This window comes from Kribbella polygonati, assembly GCF_050320105.1.
Lineage (GTDB): Bacteria > Actinomycetota > Actinomycetes > Propionibacteriales > Kribbellaceae > Kribbella.
Map to the genome: position 1 here is coordinate 8,601,789 of NZ_CP190129.1, position 25,823 is coordinate 8,627,611.

The following is a 25,823-nucleotide window of genomic DNA, read 5'->3' on the forward strand; positions in this document are numbered from 1 at the left end:
CCTAGCCGGCCCCACCGGTGTGGGGCCGGTGAGTGGGTCTTTTGTGGCGTTGGGGTTGGATGCTCGGCCTGCTGGGCTTGCCGGGCGGGTGCTGGTGGTGTTGGTGGTTGAGGATCACCGGGACTGGCGGGTGGATGCCTTGATCAGTCGAGCTTCGGCGGCGGGGGCTGGAGCGTTGCTGCTGGCGGGGACCGAGCCGTTGGGGCGTGGGGCTCAGCTGTTGGCGGAACGGTTGGGGCTACCGGTGCTGGGGTGTCCGGATCCGCTGGCAGCACACGAATACCTGCGACGCGTGACAGCCGAGCCCGAGGTGGTGCGTTCGGACCTCGTACTGCGGGCGGTGTCCGAGCTCAGGCGGACCGGTGGTGATCTCACGGCAGTACTGCGGACAACGTCCACCGTGCTGCACTGTCCCGTCACACTGGCCGGTGCAGACGGCGGTACGCTCGCCGGTGAACCGCTGGAGCCGGCAGAACGCGCAGCGATGGTCGACGTACTGCCGCAAGCCCCAGTCGCATGGGCCGCGCCGTACCGCGTCGACCTGCCGAACGGCGCCGTACTGCTCGCCGTTGCGGTCCTCAGCGCAGGCCCTGTGTGCTGGCTGGTCGCAAGGCTGCCCGGTGTGGTCCCGGCTGAGGTTGCCGCCGTACCTGAGGTGCTCACGGTGGTGGCACCCGCGGTAGGAGAGCGGCTGGCGCTCAGGCGGCTCGAGCTGGAGCGGGATGCGCGTCAACGTACGTCGTTGCTCGGCGAACTGGTGCACGGCGAGCCGTCGGAGGCGACCCGGCGACGGGCTGTCGACCTGGGCTGGCAGCTCGACGGATGGCACACCGGGATCCGGATCGGCGCGGACGGGCAGGTGGATGTGGCAGGCCGGCGTACGGATGTGGTGGAGGCCTTCGACGCGGAAGGCCTGCGGGCCGTGGTGGTGGAGCAGGGCGACGGCTGGTCCGCGTGGATCACCGCCGTACGGGAGCCGACGGCCACCGAAGTACAGCAGCAGGCTGCTGGTATTCGTCGCGTCCAGCGCCGGCTGGTGCAGACGGTCGATACGTATGTCGGAGTCGGTCGTGTTCAGCCCGGTCCGAGCGGTATCGCGACGACGCTGGCGGAAGCGGGTGATGCGGCCGGGCTGGCGCGGGGGCGGGCCGAGACGGGGCGGTTCCTGCATGTAGATCGCCTGGGACTGGCGCAGCTCCTCCTGGCCTGGACCCGCACCGACACGTTCCAGCCGGCGGCACAGGCGCTCCTTGCCCCCATCAAGGATCAACCCGGCGACCTGGTCACGACGCTGGCCGTCTACCTCGACACGGAGTCGTCGCTTGCGGAAACAGCAGCAGTACTAGGCATCCACCGCAACACAGCATCGGCCCGCATAGCCAAGATCCAGCACCTACTAGGCGTAGACCTCACCAACCCAGACGAACGCCTAGCCCTCCACCTAGCCTCACGCACAACACTTACGGAGTAGGTGCGTCCTCGCGGAGTAGGCCTGCTGACTTTAGGTCTGGCCACAGGGCTGATGGGACCTCGGCTCGGGCTAGGGCTGCGTTGGTGTGGACCTCGTCCGCGTTGCGGCAGCCTACTGCGATGCCTGCGACGGCCGGGTGGGCCAGCGGGAACGCGAGTGCCGCCGCGGGGAGCGTGGTGTTGTGGGACTCGCAGATGTCCGCCAGCTTGTTGGCCTTGTCGACCAGGGACTGGGCGGCCGGCTCGTAGTTGAAGGTGGCGCCGACGGCGGGTCGAGGCTGCGACAGGAGGCCGGAGTTGAAGATGCCGACGGCAACCACCTGTACGTCGTTCTCGACACACGCCGGCAGTACGTCGTCCAACCCGTCCGGGTCGATCAGCGAGTACCGCCCGGCCAGCATGATCACGTCGATGTCGATCTCGCGGACGAACCGGGTCAGCATCGCGGACTGGTTCATCCCGGAGCCGATCGCACCGATCACGCCCTGCTCGCGGAGCTCGATCAACGTCGGGAACGCGGTCGCGACCGCTTCGTCGTAGTGGTCGTCCGGGTCGTGCACGAACACCACGTCCAGCCGGTCGGTCCCGATCCGCCGCAGCGAGTCCTCGATGCTCCGCAGTACGCCGTCCCGCGAGAAGTCCCAGCGCCGCCGCCGCGTCGTACTGACATCGAACCCCTCGTCGTCGACGGCCGCGTCGGACGCCTCGTAGATGATCCGCCCGACCTTGCTGGACAGCACGTACGAGTCCCGCGGCTTGCCCTGCAGGCCGAGCCCGAGCCGCTCCTCGGCGAGACCGAGCCCGTAGTGCGGCGCGGTGTCGAAGTACCGCCAGCCCTCGTCCCAGGCGGCGTTCACCGCGGCGACGGCGTCGGCCTCGTGGACCTCACCGAGCAGGTTGCCCAACGGCGCCCCGCCGAGCCCGATCCGCTGATCTTCCGGAAAGAATTTCATGACCGCGCCGCCGGAAGCCGCAGGTTCTGCATCCCGCCGTCGACGGCGAGCGCCGTACCGGTCGTCGACCCCGATATCGGGCTCGCCAGGTACGCGATCGCCGCCGCGACCTCGTCCGCCGACACCAGCCGGCCCATCGGCTGCCGCGCCTCGAGCGCCGCGCGTTCCGCGGCCGGGTCTGCCGCGACGTCGAGCAACCGCCCGACCCACGGCGTGTCCGCCGTACCCGGGTTCACGCAGTTCACCCGGATGCCTTCGCGGACGTGGTCCGCGGCCATCGCCATCGTCAGCGCCAGTACGGCGCCCTTGCTGGCGGAGTACAGCGCGCGGTTCGGCAGGCCGGCGGTCGCGGCGATCGAGCAGGTGTTGACGATCGCGGCCGCGGACGACTTCCGCAGGTGCGGCAGGGCGGCCCGGGTGACGCGGGCGATGCCGACCACGTTCACGTCCAGCACCCGGTGCCATTCGGCGTCGTCGTTCGCGCTCACGTCGCCCTGGGCGCCGATGCCGGCGTTGTTCACGAGTACGTCGATCCCGCCGAGCTGCAGCGCCGCCGCGGCGATCGCGTCCCGGATCGAGTCGTCGTCGGTGACATCGGCCGCGATCCCGGTCAGCGGCGCGTCGACGTCCGGCTTCAGGTCGAACACGACCACCTGCGCGCCGCGGTCCGCGAGCAGCCGGGCGGCCGCCAGCCCGATCCCCGAGGCACCACCGGTCACCACGGCCCGCAGGCCGGCGAAGTCCGTCACTTGCCCTCCTCAGCTAGGTCGGTCCAGATCTTGCCACCCGGGTACCGGAAGTCGGTCAGCGTCTCGGCATCCATCTCCGCGCCGAACCCGGGCCGTACCGGTGCCACGTAGTGCCCGTCCCGGATGACGACCGGGTCCAGGAAGTGCTCGTGCAGGTGGTCGACGTACTCGATCACCCGGTCGTCCAGTGATCCGCTGACCGCGACGTAGTCGAACATCGACAGGTGCTGGACCAGCTCACACAGTCCTACCCCACCCGCGTGCGGACACACCGGTACGCCGAACTTGGCCGCCAGCAGCAGGTTCGCGATGTTCTCGTTGACGCCCGCGACCCGGGCCGAGTCGATCTGCAGGAACGACAGCGCCTCCGCCTGCAGCAACTGCTTGAACACCACCCGGTTCTGCACGTGCTCGCCGGTGGCGACCCGGATCGGCGCGACGGCCTTCGCGATCGCGGCGTGCCCGAGGATGTCGTCCGGGCTGGTCGGCTCCTCCACCCACCACACGTCGTACGGCGCCAGCGCCCCGATCCAGCGGATCGCGTCCGGGACGTCCCAGCGCTGGTTGGCGTCGATCGCGATCCGGATGCCCGGGCCGACCGCCTCGCGGGCCAGCCGCATCCGGCGGACGTCGTCGTCCAGGTTCGCGCCGACCTTGAGCTTGATCTGGGTGAACCCCGCGTCGACCGCCTCGTGGCAGAGCCGGACGAGTTTGGCGTCGTCGTACCCGAGCCAGCCGGGGGTCGTCGTGTACGCCGGGTAACCGCGCTCCCGCAGTACCGCCTCCCGCTCGGCCCGTCCGGGCTCGGCCGCGCGCAGGATCTCCAGCGCCTCGGCGGGGGTCAGCGCGTCGGTCAGGTACCGGAAGTCGACCAGGTCGACGATCTGCTCCGGGGTGAGGTCCGCGAGCAGCTTCCACAGCGGTACGCCGGCGCGCTTGGCGGCGAGGTCCCACACCGCGTTCACGACCGCGCCGATCGCCATGTGCATGACGCCCTTCTCCGGGCCCAGCCAGCGCAGCTGCGAGTCGTGCACGAGCGACTTCCAGAACCCGCCGAGGTCGCTCAGCGTGGCGTCCAGGTCGAGCCCGAGGACGTGGTCCCGGAGCGCCTCGATGGCCGTGGTCTGGATGTCGTTGCCACGCCCGATCGTGAACGCGAACCCGTGGCCCTCCAGCCCGTCCCCGGCGTCGGTCCGGAGGATGACGTACGCCGCGGAGTAGTCCGGGTCGGCGTTCATCGCGTCGGACCCGTCCAGGTCCAGGGACGTGGGGAAGCGGACGTCGTACGTCTCGAACTCGGTGAATCGTGCCATGCGGGAGCCGTTCTACGCGGGCGGGTGTCGACGAGATCCTATAGGATATGTGGCGAGGCCGCACCCGCCGGCCGTTCGGCGCGTGCCCTAGAGTCGGGACGTGGATCCGGAACCCAGTGGTGTGCTGCGGCTCGGTGAGCGGGCGTTCGGGCCCGGGGAGTTCGCGGTGATGGCGATCGTGAACCGGACCCCGGACTCGTTCTTCGACGGCGGTGCGACGTTCGCGACCCAGGCGGCGCTGACCGCGATCGACCAGGCGGTCGCCGACGGTGCCGACGTGGTCGACATCGGCGGCGTCAAGGCCGGGTACGGCGAACCCGTCGACGAGGCCGAGGAACTGCGCCGGACCGTCGACTTCGTGGCCACGGTCCGGGAGCGGCACCCGGAGCTGCTGATCAGCGTCGACACGTACCGCAGCGGCGTCGCCCGCCGGGTCGGCGCCGCCGGGGCGAACCTGATCAACGACACCTGGTCCGGCCACGACCCCGAGCTCGCCGGCGCCGCCGCCGAGGTCGGCGCGGGCCTGGTCTGCAGCCACGTCGGCGGGCTGAAACCGCGCACCGACCCGCACCGGATGGCGTACGACGACGTGGTCGCGGACGTGATCCGGACGACCACCGCGCTGGCCCGGAAGGCGATCGCGGCCGGGGTGCACCCGGACGGGATCGTGATCGACCCGACCCACGACTTCGGCAAAAACACGCTGCACTCGCTCGAGGTGACACGGCGGGTCGACGAGCTCGCGGCCACCGGCTGGCCGGTGCTGGTGGCGATGTCGAACAAGGACTTCCTCGGCGAGACCCTCGACCTGCCGTCCGGGCGACGCGGTCCGGCGACGCTTGCCGCGGTCAGCGTCGCGGCCTGGCTGGGGGCGCGGGTGTTCCGGGTGCACGACGTGGCCGGTTCCCGGCAGGCGCTCGACCTGATCGCCGTACTGCAGAAGACCGCGACCCCGGCGTACACCCGAAGGAGCTTGGTGTGATTCGAGATCGTGCGGCCGGCCGCGAGCTGACCGAGGACGAGCTGATCGCCGCGTACGCGGTGGAGGATCGGTCGGTGCTGCGGCTCCGGGCGAACTTCGTCACCAGCCTGGACGGGGCGGTGAGCGTGCAGGGCCTGTCCGGAGGGTTGTCGAGCAAGGACGACCAGAACATGCTCGGGCGGCTGCGGATGCTGGCGGACGTGGTGCTGGTCGGTGCGGGGACGTTGCGCGCCGAGGGGTACGGCGGGTTGCGGCTCGGGGCGAAGCGGCGGGCGTGGCGGGTCGAACACGGGTTGCCGGAGAACCCGACGCTGGCCGCGGTGTCGGCGCGGCTCGATCTGCCGGCGGAGAGCCCGATGTTCACGGAGGCGCCGACGCGGGCGATCGTCATCACGTGTGCGGCGTCGCCGGCTGATCAGCGGGCGGCGCTCGCCGAGGTTGCCGACGTACTGGTGTGCGGCGAGGACGCGGTGGACCTGAAGGCCGCGGTTGGTGCGCTGGGGGAGCGCGGGCTGACGCAGATCCTCTGTGAGGGCGGCCCGCACCTCCTCGGTTCACTCACCGACGCCGACCTCGTCGACGAACTCTGCCTCACCGTCTCCCCCCTCCTCGCCGGCCCCGGCGCCCGCCGCATCACCGACGGCCTCGCCGCCACCGAGGCCCGCCCCCTCCCACTCCTCCACGTCCTCTCCACCGACGACAACTTCCTCTTCCTCCGCCACGGCCGCGCGGTCGGAGAGGTGGGCTGATGGGGGTTGTTGCGGCGGCGGTTTGTCCGCATCCGCCGATTGTCGTGCCTGAGTTGGCCTCGGGGGCGGCGGCGGAGTTGGAGTCGTTGCGGGGTGCCTGCCGGGCGGCGCTCGACGCTTTGGCTTCCGCGGCCGGCGTCCTCGTCGTCGGGTCCGGTCCGGTCGCGGCGGCGTACGGCGCGGATGCCGGCGGTTCGTTCGGGCCGTACGGCGCTCCCGGCGTACGCATCGGCTCCGGCCCGCGCGTCCTGCCGCTGTCGCTGACCGTCGGCGGCTGGCTCCTCGAGCGCTCGAAGGCCGCCGACCTGCCGCGCACCTACCTCTCGGTCCCGGCCGACGAGACCCCCGAACGCTGCCTGGAAATCGGCCGCGAACTTGCCGCAGGCAACGACCGGATCGGCCTGCTGGTGATGGGCGACGGCTCGGCCCGCCGCAGCGATCACGCCCCCGTCCACCTGCACCCGCGCGCCGAGATCTTCGACAGCACCGTCGCACAAGCCTTCCAGCACGTCGATCTCGACGTACTGGCAGCCCTCGACCCGGACCTGGCGACGGTCCTCCAAGCAGCCGGCCGCGCCCCCTGGCAGGTCCTCGCCGGCGCACTCGCCGGTACGACGCTCACCGCCGACCTCCTGTACGACGCAGCGCCGTACGGCGTCGGCTACTTCGTCGCGTCCTTCACCTGATGTCGCTGATACTGGCGGGGTGACTGAGGAACGGACGGGGTATCGGCGGTCGGCGAAGTCGCCGCGGGGTGAGGCGCGGCGGCGGGAACTGCTCGACAAGGTCGCGGACGACCTCGGGGCGAACGGGCTCGTCGACTTCTCGCTGCGGCGCGCGGCGCGGGCGGCCGGTACGACGCACAAGGTGCTGCTGTACCACTTCGACGGCCCGGAAGACCTGCTGACGCAGGCGGTCCTGCAGTTGCGCGAACGCCGGATCACCCGGGCGGTGTCGGCGGCGGCCGAGCAGGGCGGGTCGCTCGCGGACCGGGTGCGGTCGATGTGGCCGACGCTGATCGGCGAGGAGTCGTGGGTGCTCGACCAGGCGATCGGGCTGGCGATGTACGACGCGGCGCGGTACGCCGATCTCGCTCGGTCGGCGTCGCGGCAGTACCTGCCGACGCTGCTGGCGTTGTGCCCGGAGGAGTGGGCTCCGGAACGTCGTACCGAGGTGGCGGAGTTGGTCCTCGGGACGTTGCGTGGGTTCTTGATCGAGTGGCGGACGAGTGGGGACGCGGCCGGGATCGAGGCGGGGTTCGCCGCGCTGACTCGGGCGCTGGAGCGGGAGGAGAAGGCGTAGACAAGGTTGCGAACCACGTGGTTCACTTCTGGTATGCGTGAGAAGGTGAGCTTCACCAGTGCCGGCGTTGCGTGCGCGGCCTGGCACTACCCGGGGACCAACGGCGGGTGCGTGGTGATGACCGGCGGCTTCGGAGTGACGAAGGAGCCGGGGACGGATCGGTTCGCGGAGCGGTTCGCCGCGGCCGGATTCAGTGTGCTGGCGTTCGACCACCGCGGTTTCGGCGAGAGCGCCGGGGAGCCGCGGCAGGTGGCGCTGGTGCCGGACCAGCTGGAGGACTGGCGGGCGGCGATCGCGTACGCGAAGACGCTGCCCGGGGTTGAGCGGGTGGGGATCTGGGCGTTCTCGCTGCCCGGCGGGTACATCGTGCAGCTGGCGTCGGAGGACCTGGGGTTGTCGGCCGCGATCGCCCAGTCGGCCAACGTCGACGGTCCGACGGTCACGCGCCACGCGTCCCGCTACCAGTCGACCGGCGCCGCGCTCCGGCTCGTCGGCCGAGCTCTGCTGGACGTCATCGGTGGTTGGTTCAACCGCCCACCCCGCCTGGTAGACCTCGCCGCCCCGACCGGCACAGTCGCCCTCCTGAACACCCCCGACGCCGTACTGGGCAGCGAAATCCTCAGCCCCGACAACCGCTACCCCGAGTGGCAACAGTCCATCGCCGCCCGCTCGGTCCTCCCGGCCGTCTTCTACCGCCCAGCGAAGTACGCCCCCGACGCCCGCTGCCCGATCCTGTACGTCGTCTGCAAAGACGACAAGTCAGCCCTAGCGGCCCCCACCCTGAAAGCAGCCGCCACCACCCCGAAGGCCGAGACCCTCCAGGTCCCCGGCAACCACTACGCCCCCTTCACCACCGCCCACGAACAGGTGGTGGAGAGAGAACTCACGTTCCTGCAACAACACCTGGCCCGAACCACCACCCCAGCCCCCGGCCTCACCACCTGAACGCACACCGGGTTGTTGGTCGCCCTCCAACTGTTGTGGCTAGCTGGGTTCGATTGGGATGGGGGCCCAGCGGTCTGCGGTGCTAGCTAGGTCTTCTCGGCCTGCAGTTGTTAGTTGGGTGACTAGTTGGGTGCGGGCGAGTTCTACTGCGGCTACTGCTTCGGATGGGGTCGGGTGGGGGCCGGACCAGTTGCAGGTGGCGTCGCCGGCGTACCAGGGGCCTGTGGGGGAGCGGCGTACGTGGGAGGTGGCCAGGCGAGCGGCGGGGAGGGGTACGCCGGCCAGTTGCACCACGGCGTCTACGGCGACGACCTCGGCGGACAGGTCGAGGAGTGGCTGGAGTTCTACCGCGTCTGTGTGGACGAAGTGGTAGCCGGCGGGGGCTCGTTCCGCCAGCCAGGTGAAGGCCAGCGCCGCCACGGTTGACAGTTCGGCGGACATTTCCGGGTCCAGCGTTTGTACGCCGCACACCCGCGGATCGGTCGGCCGCAGCGCCGCCTGGCAGCGGCGTACCAGCATCTCCTCCGGCAGCGTCTGCCGGCGTCCGACGATCCGCGACAGCCCGACGATGTCGAAGTTCAGCTCGTCGGGCGTCCGTTTCCGGCCGGGCTCGAACGCGGCGCCGGCCGCCGTACCGCGCGTCGTCCACGGGCCGACATGCCACCGGGTGAGAGCCGTCATACGGCCGACCCTACAAGCGCGTTCACGCCGGCCGGACAGGCGCCGGTACGTCGAAGGTCTTCGCCAGGTCGTCCAGGATCGCCCACGCGCCCTGCAGCCCGACCGCGGTCATCCAGGTGAGGTCCGGTACGTCGTGCACCTTCGGCGCGAGCGGCTTCCACAACGGGTTCGCCTTGAACTGGGCGGCCGTCTTCGCGCTCAGCCCCTTCTCGTCGGCGTACGTCGTGACGAAGATCGCGTCGGCGTCGGCGTCCTTGATCCGCTCCGGGCTGATCTCCAGCGCGAAGCCGTCGACGTCCTGCGACTTCGGGCGCTTCAGGCCGGCGTCCTTCAGCACGATCCCGGAGTAGCTCGCGTTCTGGTACAGCCGGGTCGGCCCGTCGACGAACCGGACCACCGAGATCGTCGGGTTGTGCGCCTTCGCGTTGATCGCGTCCCCGGTCGCTTTCGCGGCCTTCTCGTACGCCGAGATCTCCTTCTCCGCGAGGTCCTCCTGGCCGAGCGCCTTGGCCTCCAGCCGGATGTTGTCCTTCCAGGTCGCGCCGGTCGTCTCGGACATGATGGTCGGCGCGATCGCCGACAGCTGGTCGTACAGCTTCTCGTGCCGGACCTTCGCGGTGACGATCAGGTCCGGGTTGAGCGCGGCGATCTTCTCCAAGTTGGGCTCGGCGAGCGTCCCGACCGACTCGGCCTCGGCGCCGTACGTCTTCCGGTCGTCGCCGAGGTAGTCCGGGAGCTGGCCGTTGATCGTGCGGTAGTCGGTGTACCCGACGACCGGGGTGTCGAGGATCAGCGTCGCGTCCACGTAGCTGGTGTCGAGCGCGACGACCCGCTTCGGCTTGCTCTTGATCTCGGTCTTCCCCATCGCGTGCTCGACGGTCCGCGGGAACCCCTCCCCGGCGGCACCCGCGGCGGCCGGGTCGTCGTCGGATCCGGACGATCCACAGGCGGTCAGCGCGAGGGCGGCGGCAGCGAGCAGGGCGGTGATGCGGGGCAGGCGCACGGGTGTCTCCAGATCGGCACGAGTCGCGGGTTAAGGTGTCTGTCCACCTCACAAGTAAGGCAAACCTAACCATATGTCCCCGCCGCCCGCGCCCCCACCCGTGTCGCCACCCTCACCTTCGCCGTCGTACTCCGGCGTTCGCCGGGGTGCTGTGCTGCTTGTGCTGGCCGGGCTGCTGGTGGTGGCGTTCGGGGCCAGCCTTGCGCTGGGCTCTCGGTGGCTGGGGCCTGGTGCGGTGTGGCACGCGTTGACGGCGAACGACGGGTCGGACCCGGACGTGATCGTCCGCAATCTGCGGTTCCCGCGGACCGTCGTCGCCGTACTGATCGGGCTCTGCCTGGGCATCGCCGGCACGCTGATGCAGGGTCATACCCGGAACGCGCTGGCCGAGCCGGGCATCTTCGGTGTGAGTTCGGGCGCCGCGTTCGCCGTCGTACTCGGACTGCAGGCCGGCCTGGTCGACTCGGTCTCCGCGACGGTCTGGGCCGCCCTGATCGGCGCGCTGATCGCGACGTTCGCCGTACAGCGGCTGGCCTCTCGCGGAAGCGGCGCGTCCCCGGTCGGCCTCGCGCTGACGGGTGCGGCGGTGGCCGCGATGCTCGGCGCGCTGACCTCCGCCGTCGTCCTGCTCGACGCGAACACCTTGGACAGCTACCGCTTCTGGGCAGTCGGCTCGGTCGCCGGTCGCGGGCTGGACGTGGCCGGCCAGGTGTTGCCGTTCGCGGGCGTGGGTCTGCTCCTGGCCGCCGTCAACGCCCGCGACCTCGACCTGCTCGCCCTCGGCGACGACGTCGCGGCAGGCCTCGGTCTGTCGGTACGCCGAGCCCGCCTGGTCGGCCTCGGCGCGATCGGCCTGCTGACCGCGGCGGGCGTCGCGGCGTGCGGCCCGATCGGCTTCCTCGGGCTGCTGTCCGGGCACGTCGCACGCCGGATGTTCGGCGCCCGCAACACCTGGCTGATCCCCGCCGCCGGCCTGATCGGCGCGACCACCCTGGTACTCGCGGACCTCGTCGGCCGCCTGGTCGGCGGCGCCGGCGAACTCCAGGCAGGTGTCGTCCTCGGCATCATCGGCGCCCCGCTCTTCGTCCTCGTCGTACGCCGCCGCGCGGTGACCCTGTGAGCCCCCGCACGGTGGGGCTCGGCGGGACGTCGGGTGGTGGACTTGTGCGGGCGCGGGTCGTGGGGTTGAGCTTGTTGTTCGCGGTGCTGGCGGTGATCGTGGCGTTGGTGTCGTTGAGTGTCGGTACGACGAAGCTCCCGGTGGGGGACGTTGTCGAGGTGTTGCTGGGCGGTGGGCGGCGGGGGACTCGGCTGGTGGTGCTGGAGTTGCGGGCGCCGCGGGTCGCGACGGGATTGCTGGTGGGGATGGCGTTCGCGGTGTCGGGCGCGTTGTTGCAGACCTTGTCGCGGAACGCGTTGGCGAGTCCGGACATCGTGGGGGTGAACTCGGGCGCGTCCGCCGGTGCGGTCGCGGTGATCGTGCTCGCGGGGACGGGCGGCGGCAACATCTCCGGTGTCGCGGCGAAGGTCGGGATCCCGCTCGCGGCGGTGCTCGGCGGCCTGATCGCAACCCTCGTCGTCGGAGCGCTGTCGATCCGGCGCGGCGTGGTGGACGCGGGCAAGGTGGTGCTGATCGGGGTCGGCATCGCGGCCGCGGCGAACTCGCTGGTTGCCTGGCTGCTGGTGATCGGCGACGTCAACGACGCGGGCCGGGCCGCCGCCTGGCTGGCCGGTTCGCTCAACGCGCGAGCGTGGAGCGACGCGATCCCGGTGCTCGTCGCGGTCGTCGTGTTGTTGCCGGTAGCAATGATGTTCAACCGCGACCTGTCCGCGCTGGTCCTCGGCGACGACGTGGCCTCCTCGCTCGGTGTCCGGGTGGCGCGGGTCCGGCTTGCGCTGCTGGTGATCGCCACAGTGCTGGCCGCGATGGCCACAGCGGGCGCCGGTCCGATCGCGTTCGTCGCGCTGGTGGCACCACAGGTCGCGCAGCGGCTCAGCCGGATGGAACGACCGCCCTTGCTGACAACAGCAACGCTAGGCGCACTCTTCGTCGTACTGGCGGACCTCTTGGCGCGCAACGGTCTGCAGTGGGCCCACCTCGGCCCGTACGAGCTGCCCGTTGGCGTAGTGACGGCAGCCTGCGGCGCGCCGTACCTGCTTCATCTCATCGGCCGTCAGCAGAAGGGGCGTTAGATGCACGTCGAGAACCTGACCCTCGCGTACGACGGTGCGCCGGTGGTGGAGGGCCTGACGCTGGAGGTGCCGACCGGGCAGCTGACTGCCGTGGTGGGCCCGAACGGCTCCGGCAAGTCCACACTGCTCCGGGGTATGAGCAGGCTGCTGACGCCCCGCAGCGGGCAAGTTCTACTGGACGGCAAGGACATCCACCAGTTGCCGGCCCGTGAACTCGCCAGAAAGCTAGGCGTCCTGCCACAAGGCCCCGTGACCCCAGAAGGCATCACCGCGGCCGAGCTGGTGTCCAGAGGCCGCCACCCGCACCGCGGGCTCTTCGGACGCCTCACTGCAGAGGACGACGCCGCCATAGAGGAGGCCCTGGCCGCGGTTGAGCTAACGGACCTGCGAGAGCGTCCTGTTGACCAGCTGTCGGGTGGGCAACGCCAGCGCGTCTGGATCGCCATGGTCCTGGCGCAGGGCACGCAACACCTCCTGCTCGACGAGCCCACGACATACCTGGACCTGGCCCACGCGGTCGACGTGATGAACGTCGTACATGCAGCAGCCACGACAGGGCGGACCGTTGTGGCCGTACTGCACGACCTGACGCTCGCAGCGCAGTACGCCGACCACCTGGTCGTGATGGGTGACGGCCGGATCGCCGCGGAGGGAAGGCCCGCCGACGTACTCACGGCTACCTTGCTGGCGGAGGTATTCGGCCTCAAGGCCACCGTGGTGGAGGTAGGCGGCGCCCCTGTGGTTGTGCCTGATCGCCTGCACCACCTGCCCGGGTCGGGTTGATTGGTCTATACAGGCTCGCTCGAAAGGATTGCCGGGTCCGGCGCCGCCACGGAGGCTTGGCGGCATGCGCTGGACACGAGTAGTGGTGGCGAGTGGACTGATGGTGACGACGACCGGTGTGGCGCCGCTGGCGCACGCGGCCGGCGCGGCACCGGGCATGTGGACCGAGACGTCGTACAACTCGGTCTTCAAGGACAGCGGGCGGTCGCCGGAGGCGGGCGACGAGATCCGGCTGGACACCGCGAAGAACGACTACGAGGCGGCGCAGATCGTGCTGCGCGGACCGGCCGCGTTCACCGTGAACAGCGTGGACTTCAGCGCGCTGCAGGGCACCGGCGACGCGATCGCGGCGAGCGAGATCAGCTACAACCCGGTCGGGTACGAGTACCTGGACCACAACTCGTACAACGGCTGGGAGCCGGACAACTTCGTCGTACCGACGATCCGGACCGCGCCGGGTGACTTCCCGGACCGGCTGCTGAACCAGACGAGTATCGACGTACCGGCGAACCAGACGCAGTCGATCTGGGTCCGCGTGCACGTCCCGGCGACCGCGCAGGGCGGCATCTACAGCGGCCAGGCCACCGTCCGTACGACGAACGGCAACCTGAACGTGCCGATCCGGGTGAACGCCCGGAACGTGGTGATCCCGCCGGCGAACCAGAGCGAGTTCACCAACGTGATGTGGACGAACTTCCTCGGCCTGACCTCGTGGGACATGGGCCAGGGGGACACTGTCAAGCTGTTCTACGGGCACGACCGGTACTCGCCGCAGTGGTGGCAGCTGATCGACAACTGGGCCGACACGATGAAGCGGTACCGGCAGAACAGCCTGCAGCTGCCGCTGGTCAACCTGCTCACCGACGGCGGCAGCAAGGTCGATGCCGCGGGCAACTACACGTTCAACTTCGACCGCTTCGACCAGGTCGTGCAGCGGTTCCTGGACAAGGGCGTGGTGAACCGGCTGGAGGGCTTCACCGGCGCCGGGCCGCAGAACCCGGACCACAACCCGCAGTACCCGCGGTACCTGCAGGAGGTGACGCCGAAGGAGACCGGCCGGCAGTTGCCGGACTTCGTGTACTGGGACTCGCCGGAGGCGGACAACTGGTACAAGCAGTTCTACCCGGCGCTCCGCCAGCACGTGGCGGAGAAGGGCTGGTCGAGCATGTTCTGGATGCACGTGGGCGACGAGCCGGGGGCCGGCGGCGACCCGGGCTGGTTCGGGATCGCGAACAAGCTGAAGCAGTACTGGCCGGACGTGAAGATCGGCGACGCGGTCGTGAACGACCTGGCCGCGCGGGTCGCGCACGCCGAGGACATCGTGATCCCGAACCTGTTCACGTACACCGCGAACCCGAAGCCGTTCGACGACGAGCGCAAGGCCGGCAAGCCGCTGTGGTTCTACAACTGCAACATCCCGGCCGGCAACCACCTCAACCGGTTCATCGACCAGCCGGAGTGGGACCAGCGGCAGACCATGTGGCTCGCGTACGGCAAGGGCGCGACCGGGTACCTGCACTGGGCGTACGGCAACTGGCAGTTCAAGATGAGCGACCAGACCGTCAAGGGCGACGGCTACATCGTCCGCCCGGACACCGTGCACAACACTGTCGAGGCATCACCGCGGTACGAGTCGTTGCGGGACGGCATGGAGGACTGGGAGGTCCTCAACCACCTCGGCAAGACCAACCCGGGCCTGGCACACGACCTGGCGACCGCCGTGGTGCAGGCCAGCGACAAGTACTCGCCTGACGTGAGCTACATGCAGCGGATCCGCGCCCTGGCACTGGACGCGGCGGCTGGTCTTCCCCTGAAGGGCCTGCGGTACGCCAGGAACGGCCTGCAGTTCGACCTTGGGCGTCAAGCCCAGGTGGACGGGGTGGAGCTGCATTGGGGTTCCACTTGGGCCAGCAAGTACCACGTGCAGATCTCGTACGACGGTACGAAGTGGGCGGAGGCGGCGAGCCGGACCGACGACCCCGCGGACGACCTGGCGAAGCCCGGTGGTGACGACTTCCTGGGCATTAACGCGAAGACGCGCTACATCCGGATCACCGTGGACGGCACAGCGCCGTACGACCTGCAAGGGATCGACGTAGTGGGGCACAGCCTGCTGCAGCAGAACCTTGCGGGCGGGAAGACGTACACGAAGAGCGTTGCACCGTCGACACGGTTCCCGGACGCCGGTAACGAGGCGACCGATGGAGTATTAGGGGACAACTGGGGCGACGGCAAGCAGTTCGGGTACGAGCTGGCCAACGTCGGCGACAGCGTGCACCCGGCGGTCACCATCGACCTCGGCTGGGCGCAAACGGTCGGCACGGTGCGTGTGCATGCGTACGAGGAGTACCCGGACTACCGGCCTGACCAGATCACGGTCGCGACCAGCACCGACGGTACGAACTTCACCAACCGAGGCCAGGTCAGTTCGGTGAACGGGGCCTCGCGGATCTGGTACGACATCGGCTTCGCGCCGTCGAAGGCCCGCTGGGTGCGGCTGACGTTCGACAAGACGATGCACAACAAGTACCAGACCGGCCTGTTCGTCGACGAGATCGAGGCGTACGGCGCCGGCCACGCGGGCGACGTCGTACCCGGCGCCACGGCGTACCAGTGGAACGACGCAGGGGGTGCCGGCCACGAGGTGATCTTCGCCCCGACCGCGGCCGGCACCATGGGGCGCTGGGACTGGAGCGGGGCGGCCGGGCTGAAGCGGAACGACCTGGGCGGCGGGCCGATCGCCGGCAAGAGCACGGGGTACGCCTGGGAGAACCAGCAGCACGCAGTGGCCCGAAGTACGACAGGAACGCTGCTGCACTGGTGGTGGATCGAGGGCGAGCCGGCAGCGCACTACGCGGACTGGGGAGGTGATGCGGCCGGTGATCCGGCCGCAGTGGTCTGGTCCGGCCAGCAGCACATCTTTGCGCGCTCCTCGAGCGGGGGCCTCACCCACTGGTGGTGGGACCCCGCGGACGGTTTGCTACGCGTCGACAGCTGGGGCGACGCGCCAGGGCCGATCGTTGGTACGCCGTCCACGTACGTGTGGGACAACCAGTTGCACGTGGTCGCCCGTGGCGCGGACAACCACCTGTACCACTGGTGGTGGCAGCTGGGTGACTTCGAGCCACACTTCGCGGACTGGGGTGGTGAGGCGTACTCCGACCCCACGACCTTTGTCTGGAACGGACAGCAGCACGTGTACACGCAGGCTGCGGACGGGCAGCTCTACCACTGGTACTGGGACGCCGGTGACGGGCTGCACCAGGTGGAATGGGGAGGTGCTCCGGCGAAGTTCGTCGGGGCACCATCTGCGTTCAAGACCGCGACACAGCAGCACGTGGTGGCCCGTGGCCCCGGCAACACGCTCTACCACTGGTGGTGGGACCAGGGCACCAGCAAGGTGACCTGGGAGGACCTGGGCGGGCAGGTGCACGCCGATCCGGTGGCGTTCGCGTTCGCTGACCAGCATCAGTATTTCGCCCAGAGCGGAACCGGAACGCTGTACCACTGGTGGTGGACGCCGCAGGACGGCTGGCACCAGAACGACTGGGGCGGGTCGGTCCAGGTTCCGGCCTGAAAACTGTCGGTGCCGCCGGGGAAGATCGCGGGCATGAGTCGATTCGCTTCCCAGGCGTCACCGACCGGTAATTTTCTGGTCGGTTGTCCAGCCCCTGACCCGGAGCTAGGTTCGCAGACGTGACCTCGCCCGGTGGTTCTCCGGCGACGACCCCGATCGGCTCCCGGGCCGAGGCGGAGGGTTATGTCGCGATGGTCTGTTTCAAGCACGGTCCACCTCGGCTGTACGGCGTCGAGCTCGAGTGGACCGTGCATCACGCGGAAGACCCGCACCGGCCGCTCGATGCCGGACAACTGAGCAAGGCCCTGGGCGAACACGCCCCCGCGACCCTGGTCCGCGGCAGCCCGCAGCTGCCGTTGCGCCGGGGCGCTCTGGTCACCGTCGAGCCGGGTGGCCAGGTGGAGATCTCCGGTCCCGCGACCGACTCGATCCCACGGCTGATCGACGACACCGCCGCCGACGCCGCCGAGCTCACCTCCCTGCTGCTGGATGCCGGCCTGGTCCCGGGCGGATTCGGCCTGGACCCGTTCCGGGCGCCCCGGCGCATCCTCACCGTCCCGCGGTACGCCGCGATGGAACACGCCTTCCAGCGACTCGGACCGCACGGCCCGCGGATGATGTGCAGCACCGCCGGCCTGCAGATCTGCCTCGACGCGGGCACCGGGCCCGACGCGGCGGACGGCGACCGGAGCGCGGCGCTGCGCTGGCGCGCACTGCACGACCTCGGTCCCGCACTCGTCGGGCTGTTCGCCAACTCCCGGCGCCGGGCCGGCGCCGACACCGGCTGGGCCTCGGCCCGGACCGAGGCCACCTTCGGGACCTGCGCTCCGTTCACCGAGCCGCCACCTCTGGACGGCGACCCGGCCGCCGCGTGGGCGCGGACGGCGATGGAGGCACCGGTGCTCTGCCTGCGCCGGGGCGACACCTGGGACGCCCCGGCGGGGCTGACCTTCGGCGCCTGGGCGGACGGCGCGCTGCCCGGCGACCGACCGACGTACGACGACCTCGACTACCACCTCTCCACGTTGTTCCCGCCGGTCCGGCCGCGCGGGTATCTCGAGGTGCGCTACCTCGACGCGCAGCCGGGGGACGGGTGGATCGCCCCGACCCTGCTGCTCACCGCGCTGATGTCCGCCCCGCTCGACCAGGTCCTGGCGGCCGCCGAGCCCGCCGCGGGCCGCTGGTTCCCCGCGGCCCGCGAGGGCCTGCGGGACAGGTTGGTACTGCGTGCCGCCCGCGACGTGGTGGCCCTCGGTACGGCGGTCCTCGACCGGACCGGTGCGGATCCCGAACTCACCGCTGCCGTCGCGACCCGGCTGCAGCGCATCGTCGACACCACCCAAGGAAGGCGAGCTTCATGAACCACCAACTGTCCGACCTGTCGCCCGAGGGCCTGCGGGCCTTCGTGGGTGAGCAGCTGGAACGGTCCCGGGCCAGGACCGTGCGGCTGACCGACGCGGTCGACACCGACGACCTGGTCAAGCAGCACTCCAAGCTGATGTCACCACTCGTCTGGGACTACGCGCACATCGGCAACCAGGAGGAGCTCTGGCTGGTCCGCGACGTCGGCGGCCGCGAGCCGCTGCGGCAGGACATCGACGAGCTGTACGACGCGTTCCAGCACCCGCGGGCGGAGCGGCCGGCGCTGCCGCTGCTCGGGCCGGTCGAGACCCGCGCGTACGTGACCGAGGTACGGGACAAGGTGCTCGACGTCCTGGACCACGTGAAGTTCGACGGCGGGCGCGAACTGGTGGACAACGCGTTCGCGTTCGGGATGATCGCGCAGCACGAGCAGCAGCACGACGAGACGATGCTCGCGACCCATCAGCTGCGGGCCGGTGCGCCGGTGCTGGACGCGCCACCACCTCCGGCCGGGCGGGTGTTGCCGGCGGCGGAGGTGTTCGTGCCGGGCGGGGTGTTCGAGATGGGTACGTCGATCGAGCCGTGGGCGCTGGACAACGAGCGCCCGGCCCACGCCGTACATGTGAAGCCTTATGTGATCGACACGGTGCCGGTGACGAACGGGGAGTACCTGCGGTTCGTCCTCGCGGGTGGCTACGACGATCCGCAGTGGTGGTCGGAGGACGGCTGGGCGCATGTGCGGAAGGCGTCGCTGGTCGCGCCGCGGTTCTGGTCGCAGGACGACGGGGAGTGGTGGCGGCTGCGGTTCGGGCACCGGGAGCGGTTGCCGCTGGATGAGCCGGTGATGCACGTCTGCTTCTACGAGGCGGAGGCGTACGCGAAGTGGGCCGGCAAGCGCCTGCCGACCGAGGAGGAGTGGGAGTTCGCCGCGCGGTTCGACCCGGTGTCCGGACGGACCCGCCGGTTCCCGTGGGGCGACGAGTCACCCGGTCCGCAGCACGCGAACCTCGGCCAGCGGCATCTGTCGCCGGCACCGGTCGGGGCGTATCCCGCCGGGGCGTCGCCGCTCGGGGTCGAGCAACTGATCGGTGACCTGTGGGAGTGGACGTCGAGCGACTTCCGCCCGTACCCCGGGTTCCGCGCCTGGCCGTACGACGAGTACTCGCTGGTCTTCTTCGGCCCGGACTACAAGATCCTCCGTGGCGGATCGTTCGGTACCGACGAGGTCGTCGCGCGCGGTACGTTCCGCAACTGGGACTACCCGATCCGGCGGCAGATCTTCGCCGGCTTCCGCTGCGCCCGCGACCCGCGCCCCGAAGAACTCTGATGTGCCGCCACCTGGCCTACCTGGGCCCACCTGTGACGCTCTCGTCCCTCGTCGTGACACCCAGCCACTCGTTGTACGAACAGAGCTGGGCGCCGTCGGACATGCGCGGCGGCGGCTCGGTGAACGCGGACGGCTTCGGCATCGGCTGGTATCCGGAAGGGGACGCGGCCGTGTCCGGCGGTCCGGTGCGCTACCGGCGCGACGTACCGATCTGGACCGACGAGAACCTCGCCGGCCTGGCCGGTGCGATCCGGTCCGGTGCGGTCCTGGCCGCGGTACGCAACGGCACCGTCGGCATGCCGTACGGGCAGTCGGCGGTCGCGCCGTTCGCCTCCGGCCACTGGCTGTTCAGCCACAACGGGCGGATCACCGGCTGGCCCGGCGCGACGGTCAAGCTGGCCGAGTCGTTGCCGGTCGGCGACCTGCTGAATCTGGACGCTCCGACCGACTCGGTTTTCCTGTGGGCGTTGATCGTGCGCCGCCTCGGCGACGGTGTGCCGCCGGCGGACGCGGTCGCCGCCGTCGTACGCGACGTGGAGACGGCCGCGCCCGGCTCCCGGCTCAACCTGCTGCTGACCGACGGCGAACAGCTGATCGGTACGACGTGGACGCACTCGCTCCACGTCCGTCGTACGCGCGACTCCATGACCGTCGCCTCCGAACCGTTCGGCGACGGCGAATGGCAGGCAGTACCCGATCGTTCCCTGCTCGTGGCCACCGCCACCTCCTTGCAGGTCACCCCGATGGAAGGACACCTGTGACCCTCATCGACGTACAGCTGACCCCGGACTACGCCGCCCGCGCCCTCCGCGACGACGTACGGGCGGGGTTGTCGGCGACGCCGAAGTGGTTGCCGCCGAAGTGGTTCTACGACGCGCGGGGGAGTGAGCTGTTCGAGCAGATCACCCGACTGCCGGAGTACTACCCGACCCGCGCCGAGCGGGAGATCCTGCAGACCCGGGCCGCGGAGATCGCGGCGCTCACGAACGCGCACACGCTGGTCGAGCTCGGCTCCGGGTCGTCCGAGAAGACCCGGCTGCTGCTCGACGGGTTGCGGGACCACGGGACGCTCACGAGCTTCGTGCCGCTGGACGTTTCCGAGACCGCGCTGCGCGAGGCGTCCGACGCGATCAACGCCGACTACCCGGCGCTCGACGTCCATGGGGTGGTCGGTGACTTCACGGCGCATCTGGACAAGCTGCCGGGTGATCCGCCGCGGCTCGTCGCGTTCCTCGGCGGCACGATCGGCAACCTGATCCCGGCCGAGCGGGAGACGTTCTACGGTTCGATCCGAGACGTGCTGGAGCCGGGGGAGTGGTTGCTGCTGGGGACGGATCTGGTGAAGGACCGGGGGACGCTCGTTGCGGCGTACGACGATGCGGCGGGCGTGACGGCGGAGTTCAACAAGAACGTGCTGCGGGTGATCAACCGGCAGCTCGGCGCGGACTTCGACGTCGACGCGTTCGAGCACGTGGCGGTCTGGGACGCCGACAACGAGTGGATCGAGATGCACCTGCGCGCCACCCGCGCGATGCGGGTGCTGATCCCGGAGATCCACCTCGAGGTGACGTTCGCCGAGGGCGAGGAGATCAGCACCGAGATCTCCGCCAAGTTCCACCGCGCCGGCGTAGAAGCCGAACTGGACAAAGCAGGCTTCACCCCCGCCGCCTGGTGGACCGACACCAAAGCCCGCTTCGCACTATCACTGTGGAGCGCCGTCTGACCCCCTCACCACCAACTGTGGTGAGGGGGAGGGAGAGGAACCGAGCCAGCCTCCTCCCCTCCCACCTGGCTGGGCGAGGGAAGCGGTGCGTGGAGCCGACCCCCTCCTCACCGTTGGTTGGGTGAGGGGAGTGGGGGGTGGAGCCGACCGCTTCCTCACCGTTGGCTGGGTGAGGGGAAGTGGAGGTGGGGTGTCGATCTCCTCCCTCAGCGCAGTTGGTGGTGAGGGGAGGGTGGGGGTCAGCTCCCGTGCTTGATCAACCCAACACCACATCCCACCCCCCTCACCACATGCTGGAGTGAGGGAGGTGGGAGTGGGAGGCTGTTTCAGCTTCCCCGCTTGATCAACCCATCACCACACCCCACCTCGCTCGCCACATGCTGTGGTGACGGAGTGGGGTGGTGGGACGCTGTCTAGCTAGCTGCCTTGCTTGATTAAGCCATTGATTTTGTCGATGTAGGTGGGGAGGTCGGTGATTGGCTTCTTGCCGCTCAGGATGGGCTGGTAGTTGGCGGTGGTGAGGTCGCCGACCTGGCTGGCCCACTGGGTGGTGAAGCGGACGCCGACCGTCTTCTCGGCCCCCAGGTCAGCCTTGACCGTGTCGACGACCGTCGGCTGCTGTGCCTTCGTCAGCGCGTCGAAATAGCTCGCCTGCGCGGGCGTGTACGCCGGCGGCGCGACCGGCGAGGCCGGCAGTACGGCGTCCCACACCTTGGTGTTGATGTACTCGAGCACCTTGAACGTCGCGTCCTGGTCCTTCGTGTACTGCGGCGTGCAGATCCCGACCGAGTCGTACAGCGTGGTCGGCGTGTTGACCTGCGGGAACGGCGCGAACCCGTACTTGATCTTCGGCTTGTCGGTCTGGAACCCGGCCGCCAGCCACTGCCCGCCGAACGTCATCGGCACCTTGCCGGCCGAGAACAGCGACTGCACGTTCGACGCGTCGTACCCGGGAGGTGCGACCGACCCGTTCTTGATCGCGGCGGTCAGCTTCTGCACGCCTTCGGTGTACTTGTCGTCGGCCTCGGCCTTCGTCGGGTGGTTGACGTTGTCGGTGAACGGCGCACCGCCCGCGGACACCGAGTACAGGCTCATCGTGAACGGCCCGTCGGCGCTGGTCAGCTGGTCGGCGACGAGGCCGTACTTCGCCCCGTTCTTGCCGGCGAGCTTCGCGGCGTCGGCGTACATCTCGTCCCACGTCCAGCCGGCCTTCGGCAGCGGCAGGCCCGCGGCGGTGAAGGCGTCGGCGTTGTACCAGACGCCGTACGTGTTCATCAGCGACGGCAGGCCGCCCATCTGGCCGTCCGACGTCTTCCAGTTGTCCATCGCCGACGACACGAACTTGTCCGACTTGAAGTCGCCGTCGCCGTTCTTCATCTTGTCGGCCCAGTCGACCAGCAGGCCCTGCGACGTGTACTGCTGCTCGGTGTCGTTGCCGCACCAGAACAGGTCCGGCAGCTTCTTCGCCTGGGTCAGCGACGCCAGCTTGTCGCCGTACGCGCCGCTCGGGGAGTCGAGCAACTGCACCTTGACGTTGTCGTCCTTGAAGCCCTCCAGCGCCTTCTTGATCGCGGCGTTGGTGTCGGCCGACTCCCACGTCATCACGGTCACGGTGACCGGCCCGTTGCTCGAGCCGCCCGAACCGGACCCGCTGCTGCAGGCCGTTGCCGCCAGCAACCCCGCGCACGCCAGCGCGGTGACGCCCATGATCCTCTTCACAACAATCCTCATTTCTGGTTCGTGCTGCCGAGAGCGCCGAGGCCCTGGATGAAGTAGCGCTGCGCGGCGAAGAAGATGATCAGCGGCGGCAGCATGTACAGCAGGTTGGTGGCCATGTAGTAGCTCCAGTCCGGCGTCTTCCCGGCGAACGGCGAGATGAACGACGCCATCCCCACCGACAACGGCCACTTGCCGGACGAGTACAGGTAGACCAGCGGATTCAGGTAGTCGTTCCAGGACGCCTGGAACGCGAGGATCGCCATCGTCAGCCAGGCCGGCCGGGTCAACGGCAGCATCACGCTGACGAAGATCCGCAGGTGCCCGGCGCCGTCGATCTTCGCCGCCTCGTCGATCGAGTACGGGATGGCCAGGAAGTACTGCCGGGCCAGGAAGATGAACAACGGGTTCCCGCCGAGGAACGCCGGCACGATCAGCGGCAGCCAGGTGTCGTACCAGCCGATGCTCTTGTACATCTGGAACAACGGGATCAGGCCGACCACACCCGGCAGCAGCATGCTTCCGACGAACAGGTAGAACCACACCTTGCGTCCGGGGAACCGCAGCCGGGCCAGCGCGTAGCCGGCCATCATCGCGGTCATCACGCCGCCGATCACGCTCAGCGCCGTGATGATCAGCGAGTTCAGGAACAGCCGCGGGAAGTGGATCGCCTCGGGCCCCTTGATGAAGTTGCTCCAGTTGAACTCGTGCGGGAGCAACTTCGGCGGGATGTCGAACACGGCGGTCTTGCTCTTCAGCCCGATCGTGATCATCCACAGCAGCGGCACGACCATCACCGCGCAGATGAACAGCGCGACGACGTACCACGACGTCGTACCGACCACGCGTGGTCTCTTCTTCGCGGGCGTCACGGCCGGATCGGCGGCCGTGGCCGGGCGGGCGTCAGTCGGAAGTGCTGTCACTGTACGTCCAGAGAGAGGAGAACTTCGCGGTCAGGGCGATCACGGCGATGATGATGACGAACAGCACCCAGACCTGTGCGGACGCGTATCCCAGCTGCGGGATCCGGCCCAGGGTCGGGAAGCCGTTGTTGTAGATGCCGAGCATCAGTACGTTGGTACTGAACCCGGGACCACCGCCGGTGAGGATCTTCGGCTGGTTGAACGTCTGCAGCGCGGCCGTGGTCTGCAGGATCACCTGGAGCAGCATGATCGGGCTGATCATCGGCATCGTGATCCGGAAGAACACCGACCACGGGCCGGCGCCGTCGACCTTGGCGGCCTCGTACAGCTCGGTCGGCACCGACTGCAGCGCGGCCAGGAAGATGATCATCGTCCCGCCGACGCCCCACAGCATCACCAGTACCACGGCCGGCATCGCCATCTTCGGGCTCTGCAGCCACAGGCTCGTCGGCAGGCCGAGCCGGTCGAGGATCGTGTTCAGCAGCCCGACCTGCGGGTCGAGCATGAACTTCCACAGCGTGATCGTCGCGACCGCGGGCAGGACGACCGGCAGGTACGCGAGCGTCCGGACCACCCGGACGCCGGCGAACCGCTGGTTGCAGAACATCGCCAGCGCGAGCCCGAGGATCAGCGACAACGGGACATAGAGCAACACCAGGTAGCCGGTCGCCCGCAACGACGGCCAGAAGGCCGGGTCGGTGGTGAACAGCTTCCGGAAGTTGCCGAGGCCGATGAAGACCGGGTTCGTCAACCCGTTGTACTTCGTCAGCGCGAGATAGAACGATCGGATCAGCGGATAACCCACGAAGACGAGAAACCCGATCACCGCCGGGGCGATGAACAGGTACGCCGCCTTCACATCGGAGCCTGCGTTGCGACTCATCCCACCGCGGCTCTTTCTCCGGGTGGTTCCGCCTGGAGTGGCACTACTCATCCGGCCTCCTGGACGGTAACGTTTCCAACGTTTTACTGTTGGGTGACGATGCCGTGTCCCGAAAAGGAAGTCAACCCCGTGCCCGAAACGTTTCCAACCAAGCCGGAGGTCGCTCGGCCGACGATGATCGACGTCGCCCGCCGGGCCGGCGTCGGGCTCGGCACGGTGTCGCGTGTCGTGAACGGCGGCCACGGTGTCCGGGACGAGACCGCGCAGCGCGTCCGGGCCGCGATCGACGAGCTCGGCTTCCAGCGCAACGAGGTGGCCCGCGCGCTCCGGCCGGGCAAGAAGTCGACGTCGCTGGCGCTGGTCCTCGGTGACCTGACCAACCCGTTCTACGCGAGTATCGCGAAGGCGTCGCTGGAGATCGCCGGCCAGTCCGGGTTCGCCGTCGTGCTGGGCAGTGTCGACGAGGACCCGGAGGGCGAGAAGCGCGCGATCCAGGAGCTGGTCAGCCGCCAGGTCGCCGGGCTGATGATCGTCCCGGACCAGGGCGATCATGCCTTCCTCGAGGGCGCCGGCGTACCGGTGGTGTTCGTCGACCGGCCGGCCACCGGGATCGAGGCCGACATCGTGATGGTCGACAACGAGGGCGGTGGCCGGATCGCGGCCGAACACCTGCTCAGCCAGGGCCACGAGCGGATCGCGATCATCCTCGCGCCGTCGTACTACACGATCGGCCGCCGGTTGCGCGGCTTCCGGCGGGCGCACCGCGCGGCCGGGGTCGAGGTCGACGAGTCGCTGGTGATCCAGCTGCCCGAGGGCAACGCGGAGGCCGCCGAGAAGGCGACCCGTGAGGTGATGCTGCGGCCGGATCCGCCGACCGCGATCTTCGCCTCGACGAACTTCCTGGTCGAGGGTGTGCTGCGGGCGCTCGGCGAACTGGAGCAGGATCCGGCGGTGGTCGGGTTCGACGACTTCCGGCTCGCCGACATGCTGCCGACGCCGGTGACGGTCGTTGCCTCCGACATCGCCGAGCTCGGCCGCAGCGCCGCGCGGCTGCTGCTGGACCGGGCCTCCGGCGCGGACACCCGGCCGCCGCAACGGATCGTGCTGCCGTGCGCGCTGATCGAGCGCGGCTCGGGGGAGCGCCCGCCGTCTGCTGTGAACAGAAAGGCTCCGTGATCCGCGACTCCGC

General features: G+C 69.6%; 23 protein-coding genes. 15 read left to right on the top strand and 8 right to left on the bottom strand.

Features of this window, described 5'->3' with window-relative positions; translation table 11 throughout:
• The first annotated feature begins 292 nt into the window (after positions 1–292).
• The gene (locus ACQHIV_RS41480) at positions 293–1,471 is read left to right on the top strand and encodes a PucR family transcriptional regulator (RefSeq protein ID WP_427890157.1); all 1,179 of its coding nucleotides are present in this window, start codon (positions 293–295) and stop codon (positions 1,469–1,471) included.
• On the opposite strand, the gene ACQHIV_RS41485 is transcribed toward ACQHIV_RS41480, so the two are convergent.
• The 3 genes from ACQHIV_RS41485 to ACQHIV_RS41495 are packed head-to-tail and all read right to left on the bottom strand — an operon-like array spanning position 1,461 to position 4,485.
• Entirely contained in the window at positions 1,461–2,423 is a 963-nt protein-coding gene (locus tag ACQHIV_RS41485) for an aldo/keto reductase (RefSeq protein ID WP_427890158.1), read from the bottom strand. The genes ACQHIV_RS41480 and ACQHIV_RS41485 overlap by 11 nt on opposite strands.
• A complete protein-coding gene (locus ACQHIV_RS41490) occupies positions 2,420–3,172 on the bottom strand; it encodes an SDR family NAD(P)-dependent oxidoreductase (protein WP_427890160.1) in 753 nt (250 codons plus the stop codon). The genes ACQHIV_RS41485 and ACQHIV_RS41490 overlap by 4 nt, the downstream gene beginning before the upstream one ends.
• A complete protein-coding gene (locus ACQHIV_RS41495) occupies positions 3,169–4,485 on the bottom strand; it encodes an L-fuconate dehydratase (RefSeq protein WP_427890162.1) in 1,317 nt (438 codons plus the stop codon). Before ACQHIV_RS41495 ends, ACQHIV_RS41490 begins: the two co-directional genes overlap by 4 nt.
• A 100-nt stretch (positions 4,486–4,585) precedes the next feature.
• Here ACQHIV_RS41495 and folP point away from each other — a divergent pair, with 100 nt between their 5' ends.
• From folP to ACQHIV_RS41520, 5 genes are read left to right on the top strand one after another with little or no spacing between them, the layout of a single operon-like run.
• Positions 4,586–5,467 carry a dihydropteroate synthase gene (gene folP, locus ACQHIV_RS41500; RefSeq protein WP_427890164.1) on the top strand — a complete coding sequence of 294 codons (882 nt, stop codon included), beginning with the start codon at positions 4,586–4,588 and terminating at the stop codon, positions 5,465–5,467.
• Positions 5,464–6,216, top strand: coding sequence for a pyrimidine reductase family protein (locus ACQHIV_RS41505; RefSeq protein ID WP_427890166.1), 753 nt, complete (start codon positions 5,464–5,466; stop codon positions 6,214–6,216). Before folP ends, ACQHIV_RS41505 begins: the two co-directional genes overlap by 4 nt.
• The gene (locus ACQHIV_RS41510; protein ID WP_427890168.1) at positions 6,216–6,902 is read left to right on the top strand and encodes a class III extradiol dioxygenase subunit B-like domain-containing protein; all 687 of its coding nucleotides are present in this window, start codon (positions 6,216–6,218) and stop codon (positions 6,900–6,902) included. The genes ACQHIV_RS41505 and ACQHIV_RS41510 overlap by 1 nt, the downstream gene beginning before the upstream one ends.
• Before the next feature lie 19 nt (positions 6,903–6,921).
• Positions 6,922–7,518 carry a hypothetical protein gene (locus ACQHIV_RS41515; protein ID WP_427890170.1) on the top strand — a complete coding sequence of 199 codons (597 nt, stop codon included), beginning with the start codon at positions 6,922–6,924 and terminating at the stop codon, positions 7,516–7,518.
• Positions 7,519–7,551: 33 nt separating this feature from the next.
• Entirely contained in the window at positions 7,552–8,463 is a 912-nt protein-coding gene (locus tag ACQHIV_RS41520) for an alpha/beta hydrolase (RefSeq protein WP_427890172.1), read from the top strand.
• 39 nt (positions 8,464–8,502) lie between these two features.
• Here ACQHIV_RS41520 and ACQHIV_RS41525 read toward each other — a convergent pair whose 3' ends face one another.
• Positions 8,503–9,144 (bottom strand): hypothetical protein, encoded by a 642-nt coding sequence (locus ACQHIV_RS41525; RefSeq protein ID WP_427890174.1) that lies wholly within the window; start codon positions 9,142–9,144, stop codon positions 8,503–8,505.
• A 22-nt stretch (positions 9,145–9,166) separates the two neighbouring features.
• The gene (locus tag ACQHIV_RS41530; protein ID WP_427890176.1) at positions 9,167–10,147 is read right to left on the bottom strand and encodes an ABC transporter substrate-binding protein; all 981 of its coding nucleotides are present in this window, start codon (positions 10,145–10,147) and stop codon (positions 9,167–9,169) included.
• Between the two features lie 151 nt (positions 10,148–10,298).
• On the opposite strand from ACQHIV_RS41530, the gene ACQHIV_RS41535 reads away from it, so the two are divergent.
• The 8 genes from ACQHIV_RS41535 (at position 10,299) to egtD (ending at position 21,112) form a co-directional block, all read left to right on the top strand.
• Positions 10,299–11,267 carry a FecCD family ABC transporter permease gene (locus ACQHIV_RS41535; protein WP_427890178.1) on the top strand — a complete coding sequence of 323 codons (969 nt, stop codon included), beginning with the start codon at positions 10,299–10,301 and terminating at the stop codon, positions 11,265–11,267.
• A complete protein-coding gene (locus tag ACQHIV_RS41540) occupies positions 11,264–12,340 on the top strand; it encodes a FecCD family ABC transporter permease (RefSeq protein ID WP_427890179.1) in 1,077 nt (358 codons plus the stop codon). The genes ACQHIV_RS41535 and ACQHIV_RS41540 overlap by 4 nt, the downstream gene beginning before the upstream one ends.
• On the top strand, positions 12,341–13,123 hold the full coding sequence (locus ACQHIV_RS41545) for an ABC transporter ATP-binding protein (RefSeq protein ID WP_427890181.1): 783 nt from the start codon (positions 12,341–12,343) through the stop codon (positions 13,121–13,123).
• 64 nt (positions 13,124–13,187) lie between these two features.
• Positions 13,188–16,700, top strand: a complete 3,513-nt coding sequence (locus tag ACQHIV_RS41550; RefSeq protein WP_427890183.1) for a glycoside hydrolase domain-containing protein — start codon at positions 13,188–13,190, stop codon at positions 16,698–16,700.
• Between the two features lie 119 nt (positions 16,701–16,819).
• Entirely contained in the window at positions 16,820–18,061 is a 1,242-nt protein-coding gene (locus tag ACQHIV_RS41555; RefSeq protein WP_427890185.1) for a glutamate-cysteine ligase family protein, read from the top strand.
• The gene (gene egtB / locus ACQHIV_RS41560; RefSeq protein ID WP_427890187.1) at positions 18,058–19,389 is read left to right on the top strand and encodes an ergothioneine biosynthesis protein EgtB; all 1,332 of its coding nucleotides are present in this window, start codon (positions 18,058–18,060) and stop codon (positions 19,387–19,389) included. Before ACQHIV_RS41555 ends, egtB begins: the two co-directional genes overlap by 4 nt.
• A gap of 32 nt (positions 19,390–19,421) precedes the next feature.
• Entirely contained in the window at positions 19,422–20,150 is a 729-nt protein-coding gene (egtC, locus tag ACQHIV_RS41565; protein ID WP_427890188.1) for an ergothioneine biosynthesis protein EgtC, read from the top strand.
• Entirely contained in the window at positions 20,147–21,112 is a 966-nt protein-coding gene (gene egtD, locus ACQHIV_RS41570) for an L-histidine N(alpha)-methyltransferase (protein WP_427890190.1), read from the top strand. Before egtC ends, egtD begins: the two co-directional genes overlap by 4 nt.
• Before the next feature lie 417 nt (positions 21,113–21,529).
• Here egtD and ACQHIV_RS41575 read toward each other — a convergent pair whose 3' ends face one another.
• The 3 genes from ACQHIV_RS41575 to ACQHIV_RS41585 are packed head-to-tail and all read right to left on the bottom strand — an operon-like array spanning position 21,530 to position 24,634.
• A complete protein-coding gene (locus ACQHIV_RS41575) occupies positions 21,530–22,831 on the bottom strand; it encodes an ABC transporter substrate-binding protein (protein WP_427890192.1) in 1,302 nt (433 codons plus the stop codon).
• Positions 22,832–22,839: 8 nt separating this feature from the next.
• A complete protein-coding gene (locus tag ACQHIV_RS41580; protein ID WP_427890194.1) occupies positions 22,840–23,751 on the bottom strand; it encodes a carbohydrate ABC transporter permease in 912 nt (303 codons plus the stop codon).
• Positions 23,732–24,634, bottom strand: coding sequence for a carbohydrate ABC transporter permease (locus tag ACQHIV_RS41585; protein ID WP_427890196.1), 903 nt, complete (start codon positions 24,632–24,634; stop codon positions 23,732–23,734). The genes ACQHIV_RS41580 and ACQHIV_RS41585 overlap by 20 nt, the downstream gene beginning before the upstream one ends.
• 129 nt (positions 24,635–24,763) lie before the next feature.
• Between ACQHIV_RS41585 and ACQHIV_RS41590 the strand changes: the two genes are divergently transcribed.
• The gene (locus ACQHIV_RS41590) at positions 24,764–25,810 is read left to right on the top strand and encodes a LacI family DNA-binding transcriptional regulator (RefSeq protein WP_427890198.1); all 1,047 of its coding nucleotides are present in this window, start codon (positions 24,764–24,766) and stop codon (positions 25,808–25,810) included.
• Positions 25,811–25,823 lie beyond the last annotated feature (13 nt).

Bases quoted from the DNA above. Each gene is read 5' to 3' on its own strand.
- ACQHIV_RS41485 (WP_427890158.1), bottom strand. From the start codon at position 2,423: ATGAAATTCTTTCCGGAAGATCAGCGGATCGGGCTCGGCGGGGCGCCG.
- ACQHIV_RS41495 (WP_427890162.1), bottom strand. From the start codon at position 4,485: ATGGCACGATTCACCGAGTTCGAGACGTACGACGTCCGCTTCCCCACG.
- ACQHIV_RS41510 (WP_427890168.1), top strand. From the start codon at position 6,216: ATGGGGGTTGTTGCGGCGGCGGTTTGTCCGCATCCGCCGATTGTCGTG.
- ACQHIV_RS41520 (WP_427890172.1), top strand. From the start codon at position 7,552: ATGCGTGAGAAGGTGAGCTTCACCAGTGCCGGCGTTGCGTGCGCGGCC.
- ACQHIV_RS41525 (WP_427890174.1), bottom strand. From the start codon at position 9,144: ATGACGGCTCTCACCCGGTGGCATGTCGGCCCGTGGACGACGCGCGGT.
- ACQHIV_RS41545 (WP_427890181.1), top strand. From the start codon at position 12,341: ATGCACGTCGAGAACCTGACCCTCGCGTACGACGGTGCGCCGGTGGTG.
- ACQHIV_RS41550 (WP_427890183.1), top strand. From the start codon at position 13,188: ATGCGCTGGACACGAGTAGTGGTGGCGAGTGGACTGATGGTGACGACG.
- egtB (WP_427890187.1), top strand. From the start codon at position 18,058: ATGAACCACCAACTGTCCGACCTGTCGCCCGAGGGCCTGCGGGCCTTC.
- ACQHIV_RS41585 (WP_427890196.1), bottom strand. From the start codon at position 24,634: ATGAGTCGCAACGCAGGCTCCGATGTGAAGGCGGCGTACCTGTTCATC.